The following is a 15,687-nucleotide window of genomic DNA, read 5'->3' as shown; positions in this document are numbered from 1 at the left end:
CTAGCCCATCAATTCCCGGATTACAGCATTCAGCACGGCGCGCCCCGCTGGTGTTGCTCTGAGTCTGTTGTTATCACGTTCAATCATGTTAATGCCGACCAGATGGTCTACAGATTCGTCTGAAAGTGGACGGCCTGACAAGGCTGCCCACCTACCTATATCTAGTCCTTCTGAAATCCTCATACCCATCATAAGGTATTCGTTCGCCTGTTCTTCAGGCGAAAGGACATAGCGCTTCTTTTCTCCGTTTCCCTTCGCAGCGGCGTCAAGCCAACGCTGCGGGTTCAGATGGCTCTCGGTCGCGTGTTTTTGACCACCCACAGTAATTCGCCCATGGGCACCGGGACCAATGCCGACGTAATCACCGTAACGCCAATAGACCAGATTGTGCTGCGACTCTGCGCCGGGGCGGGCATGGTTGGACACCTCATAGGCAGGCAGGCCGTGTTTCTCGCAAATCTCTTGTGTTGCAAGGTACATGTCGGCCGCACTGTCATCTTCGGGCAGGCCGCGTAACTTACCGACGGCGTATCGATCCCCAAAGGCCGTCCCGTCTTCGATTGTCAGTTGATACAGCGAAAGGTGATCCACGGCCATGGACAGCGCTTCGTTCAATTCGGTCCGCCAGGCATCCAACGTTTGGTGCTGTCTGGCATAGATGAGATCAAAGCTGACCCGTTCAAAACAATCGCGGGCGATGTCATAGGCGGCGCGTGCCTCGGCCACAGTGTGAATTCGCCCCAATCGGCGCAGGTCTTCGTCGTTGAGCGCCTGCACACCCATCGAGATCCGGTTGACGCCTGCGTCACGATAGGCCGCGAACCGTCCGGCCTCGACCGAACCGGGATTGGCCTCAAGAGTGATTTCCATGTCATTGGCGGGCCGCCACAGGGCGCGGGTGGTGTCAATCACGGCAGCAACGGTTTCCGGGTCCATCAGCGACGGGGTTCCACCACCGAAAAAGATCGTGTTCAGCACCCGATCCGGAGTTTCGGCGGCCGAGCGCCGCAATTCGCTCAGATAGGCGTCAAGCCATTGTTTTTGATCAATATTATTGGAAACGTGGCTGTTGAAGTCGCAATAGGGGCATTTGGCCTCGCAAAAGGGCCAATGCACGTACAGGCCAAAGCCCCCGCTGCGCCAATCATCCGCCAAAGCAGCCTTTCACGAACTTCTCAACCGCGCGACCGCGATGGCTGATCTTGTTCTTTTCCCAGCGATCCATCTCGGCAAAAGTAATGTCGTATCCTTCGGGAACAAACATCGGATCGTAACCGAATCCACCTACGCCGCGGATGGGCCAGATCAGATGACCGGGGGCAACACCCTCAAACACCTCATCATGCCCATCAGGCCAGGCTAGCACCAGTGTGCTGCGGAATTGCGCGGTGCGGGGATGGGGGGCATTCTTTGCCTCAAGCTCATTATGGGCGCGGGTCATCGCCATCAGGAAGTCGCGACCGATGCCGGTTTCGGCCCAATCCGCGGTATAAACACCCGGCGCGCCATTCAGGGCGTCGATGGTGATTCCAGAATCGTCTGACAGGGCAGGCAGCCCGGTGGCTTTTGCGGCGGCGTGGGCCTTGATCCGGGCGTTGCCGACAAAGGTGTCCTCGGTCTCTTCCGGTTCGGGCAGGTCCATGTCCGCCGCACCCACAACCGTCACGCCAAAAGGCTCGAGGAGATGCGCCATCTCCTCAAGCTTGCCTTTGTTGTGGGTCGCGACCAACAGCCTGTCGCTGTCAAACTTACGGGTCATGCGGTGGCAGCTTTCTGGGCTGCGGCCAGCTCGGCAACGCCTTTTTCCGCCAGATCCATCAGCTGATCCATCTGGGCGCGGCTGAATACAGAACCTTCGGCACTCATCTGAACCTCGATCAGTTTGCCTGACCCGGTCATGATAAAGTTGCCGTCGACACCGGCCTCGCTGTCTTCCGGATAGTCAAGGTCCAGCACAGGCTGGCCCGCATAAATACCGCATGACACGGCGGCGACCGGATCAACCAGCGGATCTGAAATCACGTCACCTGCCTTCATCAGCTTGTTGACGGCCAATCGCAGCGCAACCCAGCCGCCGGTGATCGAGGCACAGCGGGTGCCGCCATCAGCCTGGATCACATCGCAATCAACGGTGATCTGCCGTTCGCCAAGTGCAACCCGGTCGACGCCTGCCCGCAGGGCGCGACCGATCAGGCGTTGGATTTCCACTGTCCGCCCGCCTTGCTTGCCCGAGGCCGCTTCACGCCGCATCCGGGTGTTGGTGGCGCGGGGCAGCATACCGTATTCGGCGGTGACCCAGCCTAGCCCCGAACCCTTGATGAAAGGGGGTACCCGATCTTCGATCGTGGCGGTGCACAGCACATGGGTGTCGCCCATCTTGATCAGGCAGGAACCTTCGGCATGTTTGGTGAACCCCGTTTCAATTGAAACGGCGCGCATTTCACTTAAGTCTCTTCCAGAGGGTCGCATGGGAAATCCTTTGTTTGCTGGGTTGGGGATACCGCCCCGCAGCGTTACGATGCAACCCCGATTGACCTTTCATTTGCCTGCTATTTAATGATGAACCAGCAGGGGAAAACGCATGAGTGAAGCGAGCAAAATTCTGGACGAGATGAACGACCGGTCACGCGAGGTGTTCCGGTTGATCGTCGAAAGTTATCTGGAAAGCGGAGAGCCGGTTGGAAGCCGCACCCTGACACGTACCCTGTCTGAAAAAGTCAGTGCCGCAACCGTGCGCAACGTGATGCAGGACCTGGAGTTTCTGGGCCTTCTGGACAGCCCGCATATCAGCGCGGGCCGGGTACCGACGCAGCAAGGTTTGCGGATGTTCGTGGACGGTTTGCTTGAGGTTGGCGATCTGGGCGTCGACGACAAGCAAAAACTGGAAGAGACTTTAGGCTCTAACACGGGTGATGTTGGCGGAATGTTGGATCGGGTCGGGTCAGCTCTGTCACACGTGACACAAGGTGCGTCGCTGGTTCTTACGCCTAAGCATGAAGCCGAAATAAAACATATCGAATTTGTCTCTTTGGGGCATGACAAGGCTTTGGTGGTGCTGGTTTTTTCTGACGGCCATGTCGAAAACCGCCTGTTCACACCACCGCCCGGCCAGACGCCCAGTTCGATGCGCGAGGCTGCGAATTTTCTGAATGCGCTGATTGAGGGGCGCACACTCAGTGAAGTGCGCCGTCAGATGCAGAAACAGATTCAGGCACGCAAGCAGGAAATAGATGCGCTGGCGCGCGAGCTGGTCGAAAGCGGGCTGGCGGCCTGGGACGGAGACGGAGCCGACTCGGCCCGTTTGATCGTGCGGGGGCGGGCGAATCTGTTGAACGAACCCGGTCAGGCCGGAGAGTTGGAGCGTATTCGCAGCCTGTTTGATGATCTGGAGCGCAAGCGCGACATCGCGGATTTCCTCGAATTGACGGAAGGTGGCGAGGGTGTGCGCATTTTTATTGGGTCTGAGAACAAACTTTTCTCACTTTCGGGTTCCTCTTTGGTGGTGTCTCCATATATGAACGCTGATCGAAAGATAATCGGTGCGGTCGGGGTCATCGGGCCCACGCGTCTGAATTATGGACGGATCGTGCCGATCGTGGATTATACGGCGCAACTGGTCGGCAAGCTGATATCCGACCGGAGCTAGAGGGTAAGAGATGGCAGAGCCCAAGAACGAAGATTTTCTGGACGATATCATGGCGGCAGAAGCGGAAGAGCTGGCCGAGGAGTTTGCTGAGATCAGCGACGAGGCGTTGGAGCTGGACGAGCTGCGCGCTGAGCGGGATGCGTATAAAGACAAATTCATGCGCGCGCTTGCCGACGCCGAGAACGCGCGCAAACGCGGCGACAAAGCGCGCCGCGATGCCGAACAGTATGGCGGCTCTAAGCTGGCCCGCGATATGCTGCCTGTATACGACAACATGAAGCGCGCGCTTGAGGCCGCGACCGACGAGCAGAAAGAAGTTGCCGCCGGACTGCTGGAAGGCGTCGAACTGACCATGCGTGCCCTCAAGGACGTCTTCCAGAAGCACGGGATCGAAGTGATTACACCCGAGGTTGGCGACCGGTTTGATCCGAATGTGCATGAGGCAATGTTCGAGGCCCCGGTGCCGGGCACACGGGCAGGGGACATTATTCAGGTATCCGCCGAAGGATTCATGCTGCACGACCGCCTGTTGCGTCCGGCTCAGGTCGGGGTCTCTTCAACGCCAGCAAGCTGATTGGCTTTTCAAAGCCAAGCCTTCGGCGAGAGTATTTTTGAAAAGATGAAGGGCGGTCAGGATCTGGCCGCCTCTTTCAGTTTGTAGATGAGATCCAGCGCCTCACGCGGGGTCAGTTCGTCGGGCAGGACACCCTCAAGCATCTGGGTTACCGGCGAGGTTTTTGGTGCGGGCGGGGGTGGCGGCGCGGCTGCCGAGAACAGCGGCAGGTCGTCAATCAGCGCTTTTTGCTTGCCGCCTTCGCGTTCGGTTTTTTCAAGCTGCTCCAGAACCACCCGGGCACGTTCAACGACAGAAGCCGGCAAACCGGCCAGTTGCGCAACCTGCACCCCATATGACCGGTCAGCTGCGCCCTTGTGAACCTCGTGCAGGAAGATGACTTCGCCTTCCCACTCTTTGACCGCTACGGTGGCGTTATCGACACCTTCGAGTTTGCCGGCCAAAGCCGTAAGCTCATGATAATGCGTGGCAAACAATGCGCGACATTTGTTGGTCGCGTGCAGGTGTTCCAATGTGGCCCAGGCGATGGACAGGCCGTCATAGGTGGCGGTACCGCGACCGATTTCGTCCAGGATCACCAATGCACGGTCATCGGCCTGATTCAGAATGGCGGCGGTTTCGACCATCTCGACCATAAAGGTCGACCGCCCCCGCGCCAGATCGTCCGAGGCTCCGACGCGGCTGAACAGCTGGCTGACGACGCCAATATGCGCCTCTTCGGCCGGAACGTAGCTGCCCATTTGGGCAAGCAGTGCAATCAGGGCGTTCTGGCGCAGAAAGGTTGATTTACCGGCCATGTTCGGACCGGTCAATAACCATATCGCCGCGCCGTCTTGGACACTCAGGTCGCAATCATTGGAAATGAACGCATCGCTGCTTTGCTGTCGGAGGGCGTGTTCCACAACTGGGTGTCGACCGCCCTGCACATTGAATGCGCGAGAGGCGTCAACCCTTGGATGGCACCAGTTTTCACCCCGTGCAAGATCAGCTAAAGCGGTCGACAGGTCCAGTTCGGCAAGCCCGCGGGCGGCTTGATTCAATCGGGCAGCAAGGTCCAGTATCGCGCCAGAAAGCCTTTGATAGAGCCGCTTTTCAATATCCAGCGCTAGATTCCCTGCGTTCAGGATACGGGTTTCGATCTCAGACAGTTCGACGGTTGTAAACCGCACCTGATTGGCTGTCGTCTGGCGATGGATATAGGTTTCGCTAAAGGGTTGGTTCAGCATCTTTTCAGCATGGGTTGCCGTGGTTTCGATGAAATAGCCCAGCACGTTGTTATGCTTGATTTTCAGCGAGGTGATGCCGGTGTGTTCGACGTATTTCTGCTGAAACCCGGCAATGACCGAGCGACCTTCGTCGCGCAGGGTGCGGGCCTCGTCCAGTTCAGCGTCAAAACCTGGCGCGATAAAGCCTCCGTCGCGGGTTAGGAGAGGCGGCTCGGCCACCAGCGCCTCGTCCAATAAAGTCAGCAAGTCATCGAAACCAACGAGGTTCTGAAGCGCGGTTGCCAGCAACACCGGCAAATCCTGATCCGCGCAGATTTCGGCAATCGTGGCTGCCTGTGTCAAACCATTGCGAATGGCTGTCAGATCACGAGGTCCGCCGCGCTCGAGTGACAAACGCGACAGGGCGCGGTCCAGATCCGGGGTTTTGCGCAAGGCTTCGCGCAGATCAGACGCGATCAGGTTGTAACCAGCGGCGAAACTGACTGCGTCAAGCCGGGCATGGATCACATCCAGATTACGAGAAGGGCTTGAAAGCCGCTGTTCCAGCAATCGCGCGCCACCGGGGGTAACGGTCCGGTCTACGACAGAAAGAAGCGACCCTGCGCGCCCGCCGGACAGCGAGCGGGTCAGCTCCAGATTGCGACGTGTGGCGGCGTCGATCTGAACGACCCGATCCTCAAATTCTTTCAGCGGCGTTTGCAGCAGGGGCAGTTTGCCCTTTTGCGTAATCTCCAGATAGTCGATCAGCGCGCCCATCGCGGACACTTCGGCACGGCCGAAATTGCCGAACGCGTCCAAGGCGCCCACGTGAAACAGCCCGCAGATGCGCTTTTCCGCCGCCGTGCTGTCGAAGCTGGCGCGCCCGACCGGGGTCAGTGAAATCCCCAGATCAAGCAGCGTTTCGTTCAGCTTTTCCTGCACCCCGTCGGCCACGATCAGTTCGGAGGGCGCAAGTCGGGCAAGCTCAGGGCTGAGCCGGACCGAGGTCAGGGGCATCACGTGAAACGCGCCCGTCGAAATATCAGCCCAGGCAAGCGCGGCCTCGTTCCGGACCTCGGCATAGGCAGCCAGAAAGTTGTGCCGGCGCGCCTCAAGCAATGCGTCCTCGGTCAGTGTTCCGGGCGTGACCAGTCGCACGACATCGCGCTTTACGACCGATTTAGAGCCTCGTTTCTTTGCTTCAGCCGGGCTTTCCATCTGTTCGCAGACCGCAACGCGAAAACCCTTGCGAATCAGGGTCAGAAGGTATCCTTCGGCCGAATGCACCGGCACGCCGCACATCGGGATGTCTTCGTCATTGTGCTTGCCGCGCTTGGTCAGGGCGATGTCCAACGCCTCGGCAGCGTTGACGGCATCCTCGAAGAACATCTCATAGAAATCACCCATGCGATAAAACAGCAGGGCATCCGCGTGGGCCTCTTTGATTTCGAGGTATTGCGCCATCATTGGCGTGACTGTGGACAAAAGCGGCCCCCTTCTGGCGTTTTCCGGTCGTGACCTTACAAATCCCGCATCTTCTGTAAAAGCCGAAAACTCATTGTCGTTGAGGCGGGCGTTCTCCTGCGCTATGAGGCGTCAGCCCTGAAGTCATGGAACCGACATTTAAGATGCCCAAAGCGAAGATCACCAAAGAAGAGGCATTGGCCTTTCACCTGGACCCCACCCCCGGCAAGTGGGAGGTGCAGGCCACCGTCCCCATGACAACGCAGCGTGATCTGTCGCTGGCCTACAGTCCGGGTGTGGCCGTTCCCTGCGAGGCTATCGCAGAAAACCCGGAAACGGCTTATGACTATACCAACAAGGGCAACCTGGTGGCCGTAATCTCGAACGGAACCGCAGTGCTGGGCCTTGGTAACCTTGGCGCGCTGGGCTCGAAACCGGTCATGGAAGGCAAATCGGTCCTGTTCAAACGGTTTGCCGACGTGAACTCGATCGATATCGAGCTGGACACCGAAGACCCGGATGAATTCTGCCGCGCGGTGCGCCTGATGGGGCCGACCTTTGGTGGCATCAATCTGGAAGACATCAAGGCGCCCGAGTGTTTCATCATCGAACAGCGCCTGAAGGAAGAGATGGACATCCCCGTCTTTCACGATGACCAGCACGGTACGGCTGTGATCTGCGCGGCCGGGCTGATCAACGCGCTGCATATCTCGGGCAAGAAGATCGAGGACGTGAAAATCGTTCTGAATGGCGCGGGTGCGGCGGGAATTGCCTGTATCGAACTGCTCAAGGCAATGGGTGCGCGGCACGAAAACTGCATCGTCTGCGATACAAAGGGCGTGATCTATCAGGGCCGGACCGAAGGCATGAACCAGTGGAAATCAGCCCACGCGATCACAACCGACCTGCGCACATTGGAAGACGCGATGAAGGGTGCCGATGTGTTCCTGGGTGTTTCGGTGAAAGGCGCCGTGACGCAGGATATGGTTGCCAGCATGGCCGACAATCCTGTCATCTTTGCGATGGCCAACCCCGACCCCGAGATCACTCCGGAAGAAGCGCACGAGGTTCGCGTGGATGCGATCGTTGCCACCGGACGCAGCGATTACCCAAACCAGGTGAATAACGTTCTGGGCTTCCCCTACCTGTTCCGTGGTGCGTTGGACATTCATGCCCGCGCCATCAATGATGAGATGAAGATCGCCTGCGCGCACGCACTTGCAAATCTGGCGCGCGAGGATGTGCCGGATGAGGTCGCCATGGCCTATGGCAAATCGCTGACCTTTGGGCGGGACTATATCATCCCCACCCCGTTCGACCCGCGTTTGATCCATCGCATCCCACCGGCCGTTGCAAGGGCGGGGATGGACACCGGTGCCGCGCGCCGTCCGATCATCGATATGGACGCGTATGAGCTGAGCCTGAAATCCCGGATGGACCCGACCGCCAGTATCCTGCGCGGTTTGAACGCCCGTGCTCGTCAGGCGCAAAGCCGGATGATTTTCGCCGAAGGCGACGATCCCCGGGTATTGCGTGCTGCGGTCATGTATCAGCGGTCAGGTTTCGGCAAGGCGCTTGTGGTGGGTCGGCCAGACGATGTTAAGACCAAACTGGAAGCCACGGGCCTGGGCGACGCTGTTCGTGAAATCGAGGTCGTGAATGCCGCCAATACCACGCATCTCGAAACCTATTCGAACTTCCTGTATCAGCGCCTGCAACGTAAGGGGTTTGACCGCAAAGATATTCACCGTCTGGCCGCACGGGACAGGCACGTGTTTTCCTCGCTGATGCTGGCCCATGGGCACGGTGATGGTCTGGTCACTGGCGCAACCCGCAAGTCCGCACATGTGCTCGACCGGATCAACCATGTGTTTGATGCCGATGCCGCCAACGGTGCCGCCGGTGTGACAGCTTTGCTGCATAAAGGCCGGATTGTTCTGATTGGCGACACGTTGGTACATGAATGGCCCGACGAAAACGATCTGGCAAATATTGCCGAGCGTTCGGCCGCAGTTGCCCGGCATATGGGGCTGGAGCCGCGCGTGGCTTTTGTCAGCTTCTCAACCTTTGGCTATCCGGTGTCAGAACGTGCTGAAAAGATGCACCGTGCCCCGGCTGTTCTGGATCGGCGCGGCGTCGACTTTGAATACGAGGGTGAAATGACGGTGGACGTCGCCCTGAACATCGAACAGCAAGCGGCCTATCCGTTCTCGCGCCTGACCGGTCCGGCGAATATCCTGATTGTTCCGGCCCGGCATTCGGCATCAATCTCGACCAAGCTGATGCAGGAAATGGGTGGTGCGACCGTGATTGGCCCGATCCTGTCAGGCATCGACAAGCCGATCCAGATCTGTTCGACCGTATCGACCGCGAACGATATTCTGAACATGGCCATTCTGGCCTCTTGCGACATCGGATAAATCATGACGATCTGGAATCTCGGCTCGATCAACGCTGATATGGTCTATGACCTGCCGCATCTGCCTGCACCGGGTGAAACTCTGGCTGCCCGTAGGCTGGATCGGTTCCTGGGCGGCAAGGGGGCCAACATGTCGGTGGCCGCTGCGCGTGCGGGATCGCGCGTCAGCCATATTGGTGCCGTGGGGCCCGATGGGCGCTGGGCCAAGGATCGACTGACAGAATATGGTGTGGATACGCGCCATATCTCTGAGGTGGATGTTCCCACGGGCCACGCCATCATTGCGGTGGATGCCGAGGGTGAAAACCTGATTATCCTGTATCCCGGGGCCAATCATGCATTGGAACCCGCCCATCTGGGGCAGGCGCTGGCCTCGGCAAACACCGGTGATCTGCTGATCTTGCAGAATGAAACCAATGCCCAGGTCGAAGCGGCGCAGCTGGGGCGCAAGCTTGGCTTGACCGTCTGTTATGCCGCAGCCCCGTTTCAGGCACAGGCTGTGCAGGGCGTTCTGCCCTATCTGGATTTCCTGATCCTGAATGAGGTGGAGGCCGAGCAACTGCGTCAGGAAACCGGTCTGAGCATCGCTGATCTGCCCGTTCGGCATGTCATTGTTACCCTCGGCTCAAAAGGCGCGAGGTACTTGCAGCAGGGCAACGATCCGGTCGAGTTTCCCGCGCATAAGGTGCGGGCGGTGGATACCACAGGGGCAGGCGACACCTTCACCGGCTACGTGCTGGCAGGCATGGATCGCGGAATGCCAATGGAACAGGCCATTTTGCAGGCAAACCGCGCCGCAGCCCTGATGGTCATGCGGCACGGAACGGCGGATGTCATTCCCGATCTGAAAGAAGTACGTGACGCATCCTTTGACTAGGAGCCTGCAAATGGCGCATCCCCACCCCAAAGCTGCTTGACGCGCGCGTCACGACCACAGGCTTTGCGATACGCCTTGTAGGCGTTGTGCTGGCGCTTTGGTCCAAAACGGGTAAGGACCAGTTTGTTGCCTTTGTAATAATCCTGATGATACGCCTCGGCGGGGTAAAAGGGTCCTGCGCTTAGAACCGGGGTGACAATGGTCTGCCCCAGCGCTTGCTGCGCGTCTACTTTGGCTTGTTCTGCCAACACCTTTTCGCCTTTGTTAGAGACGAATATTGCAGTTCGATAGCTGTCGCCCCGGTCGCAGAACTGGCCACCTGCATCTGTCGGGTCAACCGAGCGGAAAAACATGTTCAGAAGTGACGCGCGAGAGACGCGCGCCGGATCGAACGTGATCTGAACCGCCTCGTAGTGTCCGGTTCCCCCTTTTGAAACCTGATCATATGTCGGGTCCGCAGATGTACCGCCGGTGTACCCCGACACCGCCCCGATTACGCCGGGCACGGATTCGAAATCGGATTCCACGCACCAGAAACACCCGCCAGCCACCGTCAGCGTTTCGGTTCCCGCAGCCGGGGCAGGCAGTGCGCGCAACAGTGCGGCCAATGCAATCAGTGTAAACAGAAGGGCTGGTCTGACGGTTTCGAAATAAGCAGTCCGCATCATGACAGGTCTCCTTTTTAGGTGAGATTGACGCGGGTTCGACCCCCTTGCAATTGCCTGTCATGCAATGTCACGCGCTGGTGAGACGAGTTTATCGTCTGCGATCACGTGTAGACGGCCCACTTGAAGGGTGGGCGAAACCACAGTTCATTTGCCCCAGATCATGCGCGACAGGTATCCCGATGCGGAATCGCGGTACACCACTGGTGGAACCGCCAGTCTGGCTGGCCTCGGACCAAAAGCCAGCTTTACGGCAAATTCAACCCAGTAGTTGCCCCAGCTTCATCGCAACACCCATATTGCCCGAGATCTTGAGCTTGCCCAAAGCAACGCCGGTCATCGGGTTCAGCTTTCCGGTCAACAGCTTGGTCAGGTTCTCCTGCGAAATACGGATTGTGCAATCCGTGTCCCGATCCTGCGTCGTTGCCCGGTTTTCTGCCAGAACAATCACACCGTCCGCGCCGCAATCGAATTTGAGCGAGCCATCAAAGCTTTTGCCGCTCAGCCCTTTTTGAATTCCATCGGCGATGTCCTGAAGCATTCGGGGTCCTTTCACGGTTTCCGAATGCGTAATGCGTCAGGTGTCGAACAGGCAAGGCTGACCCAACTGGAACTTCTGATCACGATGCGCCGAGGATCTGAACCGTCCGGTCACAAGGCTTTCCGCCATAAAAGGCATCCAGAACAGCACGAAACTCGGGCGGAGCATCTGCCACAGACGAAAACAATGTCATCGAAGATCGCAGCTTTTTTGCGTCAATCCCACCCAGAATGTCGCGGGCATCGCGCCCTGTGTGCAGCAACATCAACGAGGCCGTCTGCCTAAGCCGATCGCGCAGTTCCGGGTGGTTCAGATAGCGTGTCGCCTCGTCCAGATCTTCAATGCCGTAAAGCTGCGCCATATGGGACTGGCCCAGCGCGGCCAGTTGCGGAAACACGAACCACATCCAGTGGCTGGATTTCTGCCCCTGTTCAAGTTCGCGCAGGACATCGGCCCAAACCGTGTCCTGCGCCTCGATGAACATATCGAGCTCGTCGTCGGTATCGTCTTCGTCGATCACTTGGACAGGCGCTTGTTCCGAGCAGCCAGCAGTTTCAGACGCAACGCATTCAGCTGGATAAAGCCTGCCGCATCTTTCTGATCGTACGCACCTGCATCCTCTTCGAAGGTCACATGTGCCTCAGAGTACAGCGAATGATCCGACCAGCGGCCCACGGTCGAGGCCAGACCTTTGTACAGTTTCACACGAACGGTGCCAGTGACATGCTCTTGCGATCTGTCGATGGCGGCTTGCAGCATCTCGCGCTCGGGGCTGTACCAGAAACCGTTATAGATGAGTTCCGCATATTGCGGCATCAGCTGGTCTTTCAGGTGCATCGCGCCGCGGTCCATGGTGATGGATTCAATGCCACGATGCGCTTCCAGCAGGATGGTGCCACCGGGTGTCTCATAGATACCGCGCGACTTCATGCCTACGAACCGGCCTTCGACCAGGTCCAGACGGCCAATACCGTGCTTGCCGCCATATTCGTTCAGCTTGGTCAGAATCGTGGCCGGGCTCATCGCCTCACCGTTAATGCTGACCGCGTCGCCTTTTTCAAAGCCGATCTCGATGAACTCAGGCTCATTCGGGGCGTCTTCGGGGTGGACGGTGCGCTGATAGACATAGTCGGGCGCCATATCGGCGGGGTCTTCCAGAACCTTGCCCTCGGACGAGGTATGCAGCAGGTTGGCATCAACCGAGAACGGCGCCTCACCACGCTTGTCCTTGGCAATCGGAATCTGGTTCTGCTCGGCGAATTCAAGCAGCTTGGTACGGCTGGTCAGATCCCACTCGCGCCAAGGGGCGATCACCTTGATATCGGGGTTCAGCGCATAGGCCGCCAGTTCGAACCGCACCTGATCGTTGCCCTTACCGGTTGCACCATGGGCGACAGCATCAGCACCGGTTTCAGCAGCGATCTCAATCAAGCGTTTCGAGATCAGTGGCCGCGCGATAGACGTGCCCAGCAGGTACAGGCCTTCGTACTGCGCGTTGGCGCGGAACATCGGGAAGACGAAATCGCGGACAAATTCCTCGCGGATGTCTTCGATATAGATATTTTCGGGCTTGATCCCCAGCAGCTCGGCCTTTTGGCGCGCAGGCTCCAGCTCTTCGCCCTGACCCAGATCGGCGGTGAAGGTCACGACCTCACAACCATACTCGGTCTGCAGCCATTTCAGAATGATCGAGGTATCAAGGCCACCAGAATAGGCCAGAACAACTTTCTTGGGCGCGGACATCTGACTTCCCCTTATGCGTAAGACGATTGGCCCCTAGCGGGTTTTGGACGCGGGGGCAAGTTGGTGCGCGTTGACGAAGGCCGGGAAATGGGGTGAAACGGAGGGAAAGAGAACAAGGATTGGTTGAAAGGGCAGTTTTTTCGATGTTGGGATTCGAAATTTTTGTACATTCGGTGAAGATGGTTCTGAGGAATTTGAAACAGGCATTGCAGATTTCCGTCGTGCCTGCCTTCATTGGCGGCGTTATCCTGATCGGATTAGTCCTTGTTTTTGACATTTCTTTCGAAGACATCTCCACCGAACCAAACGGAGCATCAGATGCAGCGTCGGTCGGTGCAATATTGGGTTTTCTCATTTCGGCATTGATATGCATGTTCGGCGTCATGCTTTGGATCGTTGTGTCGTGGCACCGGTTCGTACTGCTTGAAGAATACCCGTCCGGAATTATCCCACCGCTTAGAGTTGATCGCATTTTGTCGTATTTCGGTCACCTCTTGATGCTGATCGTGTTGCTGGTGGTTGCGCTTATTCCCGCTGGACTCGTCATTGGTGTGTTGTCTCAGGTTTCGGCACTGGTCAGTTTCGTGGTTTGGGCTGCAATGGTTTTGCTTCTTGCTACCGTTTTCTATCGATTGACGCCGATCCTGCCGGGTGCAGCTATTGGAAGACCGCTGAACATTGCTGAAGCCTGGAAGGCAACATCGGGCGCAAACGGGGCGATTATTGTTCTGTTGGTTGTATCGTTGCTGTTTCAGATAGCGCTGCAACTGTTGGCATCGCTGCTTCTATTCGTCCCGATCATCGGTGCCTTGATCGTATTCTTCGCAAGTATGCTGATCGTTCCACTGATCAACGTCAGCATCCTGACCACGATGTACGGCGTCTTTATCGAAAAACGCCAACTCTCCTAACCGACGTACACATATGTATTCCTTGCCCTTATCACGCTGATGGGGCAGGGAAGCGGTCATGACCGACTTCATGACCCGCGCCCGCGCCGCCGAAAAGGCGATGCGCTCTGTCTTCCCGGCAACTCCGTTGCAGCGCAATGTCCACCTGTCCGACCGTTATGGGGCGGATATCTGGCTCAAGCGCGAAGACCTGAGCCCGGTGCGCTCCTACAAGATTCGCGGTGCGTTCAACGCAATGCGCAAGCAGCAGGGGCAGGACCTGTTCGTCTGTGCCAGCGCGGGCAATCACGCGCAGGGCGTGGCCTATATGTGCCAGCATATGGGGGTCAAAGGCGTGATCTTCATGCCGGTCACGACGCCTCAGCAGAAGATCCAGAAAACGCGGATCTTTGGCGGGGATAACGTCGAGATTCATTTGATCGGTGACTATTTCGATGACACGCTCGCCGCCGCTCAGGCGTGGTGTGTACAGCAGGGCGGGTATTTCCTGTCGCCTTTTGACGATGCCGATGTGATCGAAGGACAGGCCTCGCTGGCGGTTGAAATCGAAAGGCAGATGGGCGGTGCGCCCGATCACGTTGTGCTTCCCGTTGGCGGAGGTGGAATGTCCGCCGGCGTGGCCACATGGTTCGGGGACCGCACCCATTGCCTGTTCGTCGAGCCGGCCGGAGGGGCCTGTCTGCGCGCAGCTCTGGCGGCAGGACACCCTGTTTCGCTGGACCATGTGGATACCTTTGTCGATGGCGCGGCTGTCGGGCGGATCGGTGAAAAGCCGTTCGAGTTGTTGAAATCACGTCACCTGTCGGACGTTCTGGTCCTGTCCGAGGATCGTATCTGCACCACCATGATCGAGATGCTGAATGTCGAAGGCATCGTGCTGGAACCTGCGGGGGCGCTGGCGATCGAGGCAGTCGGCGATATCCAAAGCTTTGTTCGTGGAAAGACCGTGGTCTGCCTGACATCCGGCGGCAATTTCGATTTCGAACGCCTGCCCGAGGTCAAGGAACGTGCGCAGCGGTATTCCGGTGTGAAAAAGTACTTCATCCTGCGCCTGCCGCAGCGACCCGGCGCCCTGAAGGAATTCCTGAATATTCTCGGCCCCGAGGATGATATCGCGCGGTTCGAATACATGAAGAAATCGGCGCGCAATTTCGGCTCGGTTCTGATCGGGATCGAAACCCGCAAGCCCGAAAACTTCATGCGCCTGTTTGCCCATCTGGACGACGCCGGGTTCACCTATACCGACATCACCGAGGACGAGACGCTGGCACAGTTCGTGATCTAGTTCAGGTTCTCATTCAGCTCGGCTTCAAACATGGTTTTCGAGCTGTCGAAAGCGGCCAAAAGCGCTGGCAGATCAACCTCGGCCCCTTGCCCTGCTGCGGCCTGCCGTTCCCCATCCTGGCAGAGTTTCGAGAATTGATCGAACCCCAGGCTCAATGCGCTGCCTTTCAGGAAATGCAGGTTCTGCTCCAACTCGGCCCGGTTGGTGTCGCGGCGCAGGCGGGTGATCACGTCCTGCACTTCTTCCAGAAATATCTCGACCACCTCATCGAATTCCTCGGGGCCGACTTCATCCCGCAATTGTCTGACTCTGGCCCAGTGGATCATGATGTACACCAGCTAATAAAAGGTCATGGTT

15 protein-coding genes are annotated in these 15,687 nt (G+C 57.9%); 6 read left to right on the top strand and 9 right to left on the bottom strand.

Annotated features, from left to right (window positions below; all coding sequences use genetic code 11):
- The 3 genes from hemW to rph are packed head-to-tail and all read right to left on the bottom strand — an operon-like array spanning position 1 to position 2,469.
- A complete protein-coding gene (hemW, locus tag I9182_RS16410; protein ID WP_209598991.1) occupies positions 1-1,155 on the bottom strand; it encodes a radical SAM family heme chaperone HemW in 1,155 nt (384 codons plus the stop codon).
- Entirely contained in the window at positions 1,145-1,759 is a 615-nt protein-coding gene (gene rdgB, locus I9182_RS16405) for an RdgB/HAM1 family non-canonical purine NTP pyrophosphatase (RefSeq protein WP_209598990.1), read from the bottom strand. Before rdgB ends, hemW begins: the two co-directional genes overlap by 11 nt.
- Complete coding sequence (rph, locus tag I9182_RS16400) at positions 1,756-2,469, bottom strand: ribonuclease PH (RefSeq protein WP_170326129.1); 714 nt, start codon at positions 2,467-2,469, stop codon at positions 1,756-1,758. Before rph ends, rdgB begins: the two co-directional genes overlap by 4 nt.
- 112 nt (positions 2,470-2,581) lie before the next feature.
- Between rph and hrcA the strand changes: the two genes are divergently transcribed.
- Positions 2,582-3,646 (top strand): heat-inducible transcriptional repressor HrcA, encoded by a 1,065-nt coding sequence (gene hrcA, locus I9182_RS16395; protein ID WP_209506888.1) that lies wholly within the window; start codon positions 2,582-2,584, stop codon positions 3,644-3,646.
- Positions 3,647-3,656: 10 nt separating this feature from the next.
- Positions 3,657-4,220, top strand: coding sequence for a nucleotide exchange factor GrpE (locus I9182_RS16390; RefSeq protein WP_209506889.1), 564 nt, complete (start codon positions 3,657-3,659; stop codon positions 4,218-4,220).
- 56 nt (positions 4,221-4,276) lie between these two features.
- Here the strand turns inward: I9182_RS16390 and mutS are convergent, their stop codons facing one another.
- On the bottom strand, positions 4,277-6,892 hold the full coding sequence (mutS, locus tag I9182_RS16385) for a DNA mismatch repair protein MutS (protein ID WP_209599021.1): 2,616 nt from the start codon (positions 6,890-6,892) through the stop codon (positions 4,277-4,279).
- Between the two features lie 161 nt (positions 6,893-7,053).
- On the opposite strand from mutS, the gene I9182_RS16380 reads away from it, so the two are divergent.
- Positions 7,054-9,309 carry an NADP-dependent malic enzyme gene (locus tag I9182_RS16380; RefSeq protein WP_209598989.1) on the top strand — a complete coding sequence of 752 codons (2,256 nt, stop codon included), beginning with the start codon at positions 7,054-7,056 and terminating at the stop codon, positions 9,307-9,309.
- Positions 9,310-9,312: 3 nt separating this feature from the next.
- Positions 9,313-10,185 carry a ribokinase gene (locus I9182_RS16375; RefSeq protein WP_209598988.1) on the top strand — a complete coding sequence of 291 codons (873 nt, stop codon included), beginning with the start codon at positions 9,313-9,315 and terminating at the stop codon, positions 10,183-10,185.
- Here I9182_RS16375 and msrA read toward each other — a convergent pair.
- From msrA to I9182_RS16355, 4 genes are all read right to left on the bottom strand, one after another.
- The gene (gene msrA, locus I9182_RS16370; protein ID WP_209506892.1) at positions 10,182-10,853 is read right to left on the bottom strand and encodes a peptide-methionine (S)-S-oxide reductase MsrA; all 672 of its coding nucleotides are present in this window, start codon (positions 10,851-10,853) and stop codon (positions 10,182-10,184) included. The two genes, I9182_RS16375 and msrA, sit on opposite strands and share 4 nt — an antisense overlap.
- Positions 10,854-11,109: 256 nt before the next feature.
- Complete coding sequence (locus I9182_RS16365) at positions 11,110-11,391, bottom strand: SCP2 sterol-binding domain-containing protein (protein ID WP_209598987.1); 282 nt, start codon at positions 11,389-11,391, stop codon at positions 11,110-11,112.
- A gap of 79 nt (positions 11,392-11,470) precedes the next feature.
- On the bottom strand, positions 11,471-11,875 hold the full coding sequence (locus I9182_RS16360) for a DUF1810 domain-containing protein (RefSeq protein ID WP_209507009.1): 405 nt from the start codon (positions 11,873-11,875) through the stop codon (positions 11,471-11,473).
- Positions 11,876-11,907: 32 nt separating this feature from the next.
- Complete coding sequence (locus I9182_RS16355) at positions 11,908-13,134, bottom strand: argininosuccinate synthase (protein WP_209506894.1); 1,227 nt, start codon at positions 13,132-13,134, stop codon at positions 11,908-11,910.
- Between the two features lie 206 nt (positions 13,135-13,340).
- Between I9182_RS16355 and I9182_RS16350 the strand changes: the two genes are divergently transcribed.
- Complete coding sequence (locus I9182_RS16350; RefSeq protein ID WP_245222682.1) at positions 13,341-14,045, top strand: hypothetical protein; 705 nt, start codon at positions 13,341-13,343, stop codon at positions 14,043-14,045.
- A gap of 58 nt (positions 14,046-14,103) precedes the next feature.
- On the top strand, positions 14,104-15,330 hold the full coding sequence (gene ilvA, locus I9182_RS16345) for a threonine ammonia-lyase IlvA (protein WP_209598985.1): 1,227 nt from the start codon (positions 14,104-14,106) through the stop codon (positions 15,328-15,330).
- Here the strand turns inward: ilvA and I9182_RS16340 are convergent.
- Positions 15,327-15,656, bottom strand: coding sequence for an Hpt domain-containing protein (locus tag I9182_RS16340; RefSeq protein WP_209506897.1), 330 nt, complete (start codon positions 15,654-15,656; stop codon positions 15,327-15,329). The genes ilvA and I9182_RS16340 overlap by 4 nt on opposite strands.
- Between the last annotated feature and the right edge of the window lie 31 nt (positions 15,657-15,687).

The sequence above is a fragment of the Ruegeria sp. HKCCSP351 genome, from assembly GCF_017872535.1.
Taxonomy (GTDB): Bacteria; Pseudomonadota; Alphaproteobacteria; order Rhodobacterales; family Rhodobacteraceae; genus Ruegeria.
Note: the sequence above shows the minus strand (reverse complement) of the source record. Positions and strands in the feature narration are given on the sequence as shown.

Bases quoted from the DNA above. Each gene is read 5' to 3' on its own strand.
- rdgB (WP_209598990.1), bottom strand. From the start codon at position 1,759: ATGACCCGTAAGTTTGACAGCGACAGGCTGTTGGTCGCGACCCACAAC.
- rph (WP_170326129.1), bottom strand. From the start codon at position 2,469: ATGCGACCCTCTGGAAGAGACTTAAGTGAAATGCGCGCCGTTTCAATT.
- hrcA (WP_209506888.1), top strand. From the start codon at position 2,582: ATGAGTGAAGCGAGCAAAATTCTGGACGAGATGAACGACCGGTCACGC.
- I9182_RS16390 (WP_209506889.1), top strand. From the start codon at position 3,657: ATGGCAGAGCCCAAGAACGAAGATTTTCTGGACGATATCATGGCGGCA.
- mutS (WP_209599021.1), bottom strand. From the start codon at position 6,892: ATGATGGCGCAATACCTCGAAATCAAAGAGGCCCACGCGGATGCCCTG.
- I9182_RS16380 (WP_209598989.1), top strand. From the start codon at position 7,054: ATGCCCAAAGCGAAGATCACCAAAGAAGAGGCATTGGCCTTTCACCTG.
- I9182_RS16375 (WP_209598988.1), top strand. From the start codon at position 9,313: ATGACGATCTGGAATCTCGGCTCGATCAACGCTGATATGGTCTATGAC.
- msrA (WP_209506892.1), bottom strand. From the start codon at position 10,853: ATGATGCGGACTGCTTATTTCGAAACCGTCAGACCAGCCCTTCTGTTT.
- I9182_RS16365 (WP_209598987.1), bottom strand. From the start codon at position 11,391: ATGCTTCAGGACATCGCCGATGGAATTCAAAAAGGGCTGAGCGGCAAA.
- I9182_RS16360 (WP_209507009.1), bottom strand. From the start codon at position 11,875: ATGTTCATCGAGGCGCAGGACACGGTTTGGGCCGATGTCCTGCGCGAA.
- I9182_RS16355 (WP_209506894.1), bottom strand. From the start codon at position 13,134: ATGTCCGCGCCCAAGAAAGTTGTTCTGGCCTATTCTGGTGGCCTTGAT.
- ilvA (WP_209598985.1), top strand. From the start codon at position 14,104: ATGACCGACTTCATGACCCGCGCCCGCGCCGCCGAAAAGGCGATGCGC.
- I9182_RS16340 (WP_209506897.1), bottom strand. From the start codon at position 15,656: ATGATCCACTGGGCCAGAGTCAGACAATTGCGGGATGAAGTCGGCCCC.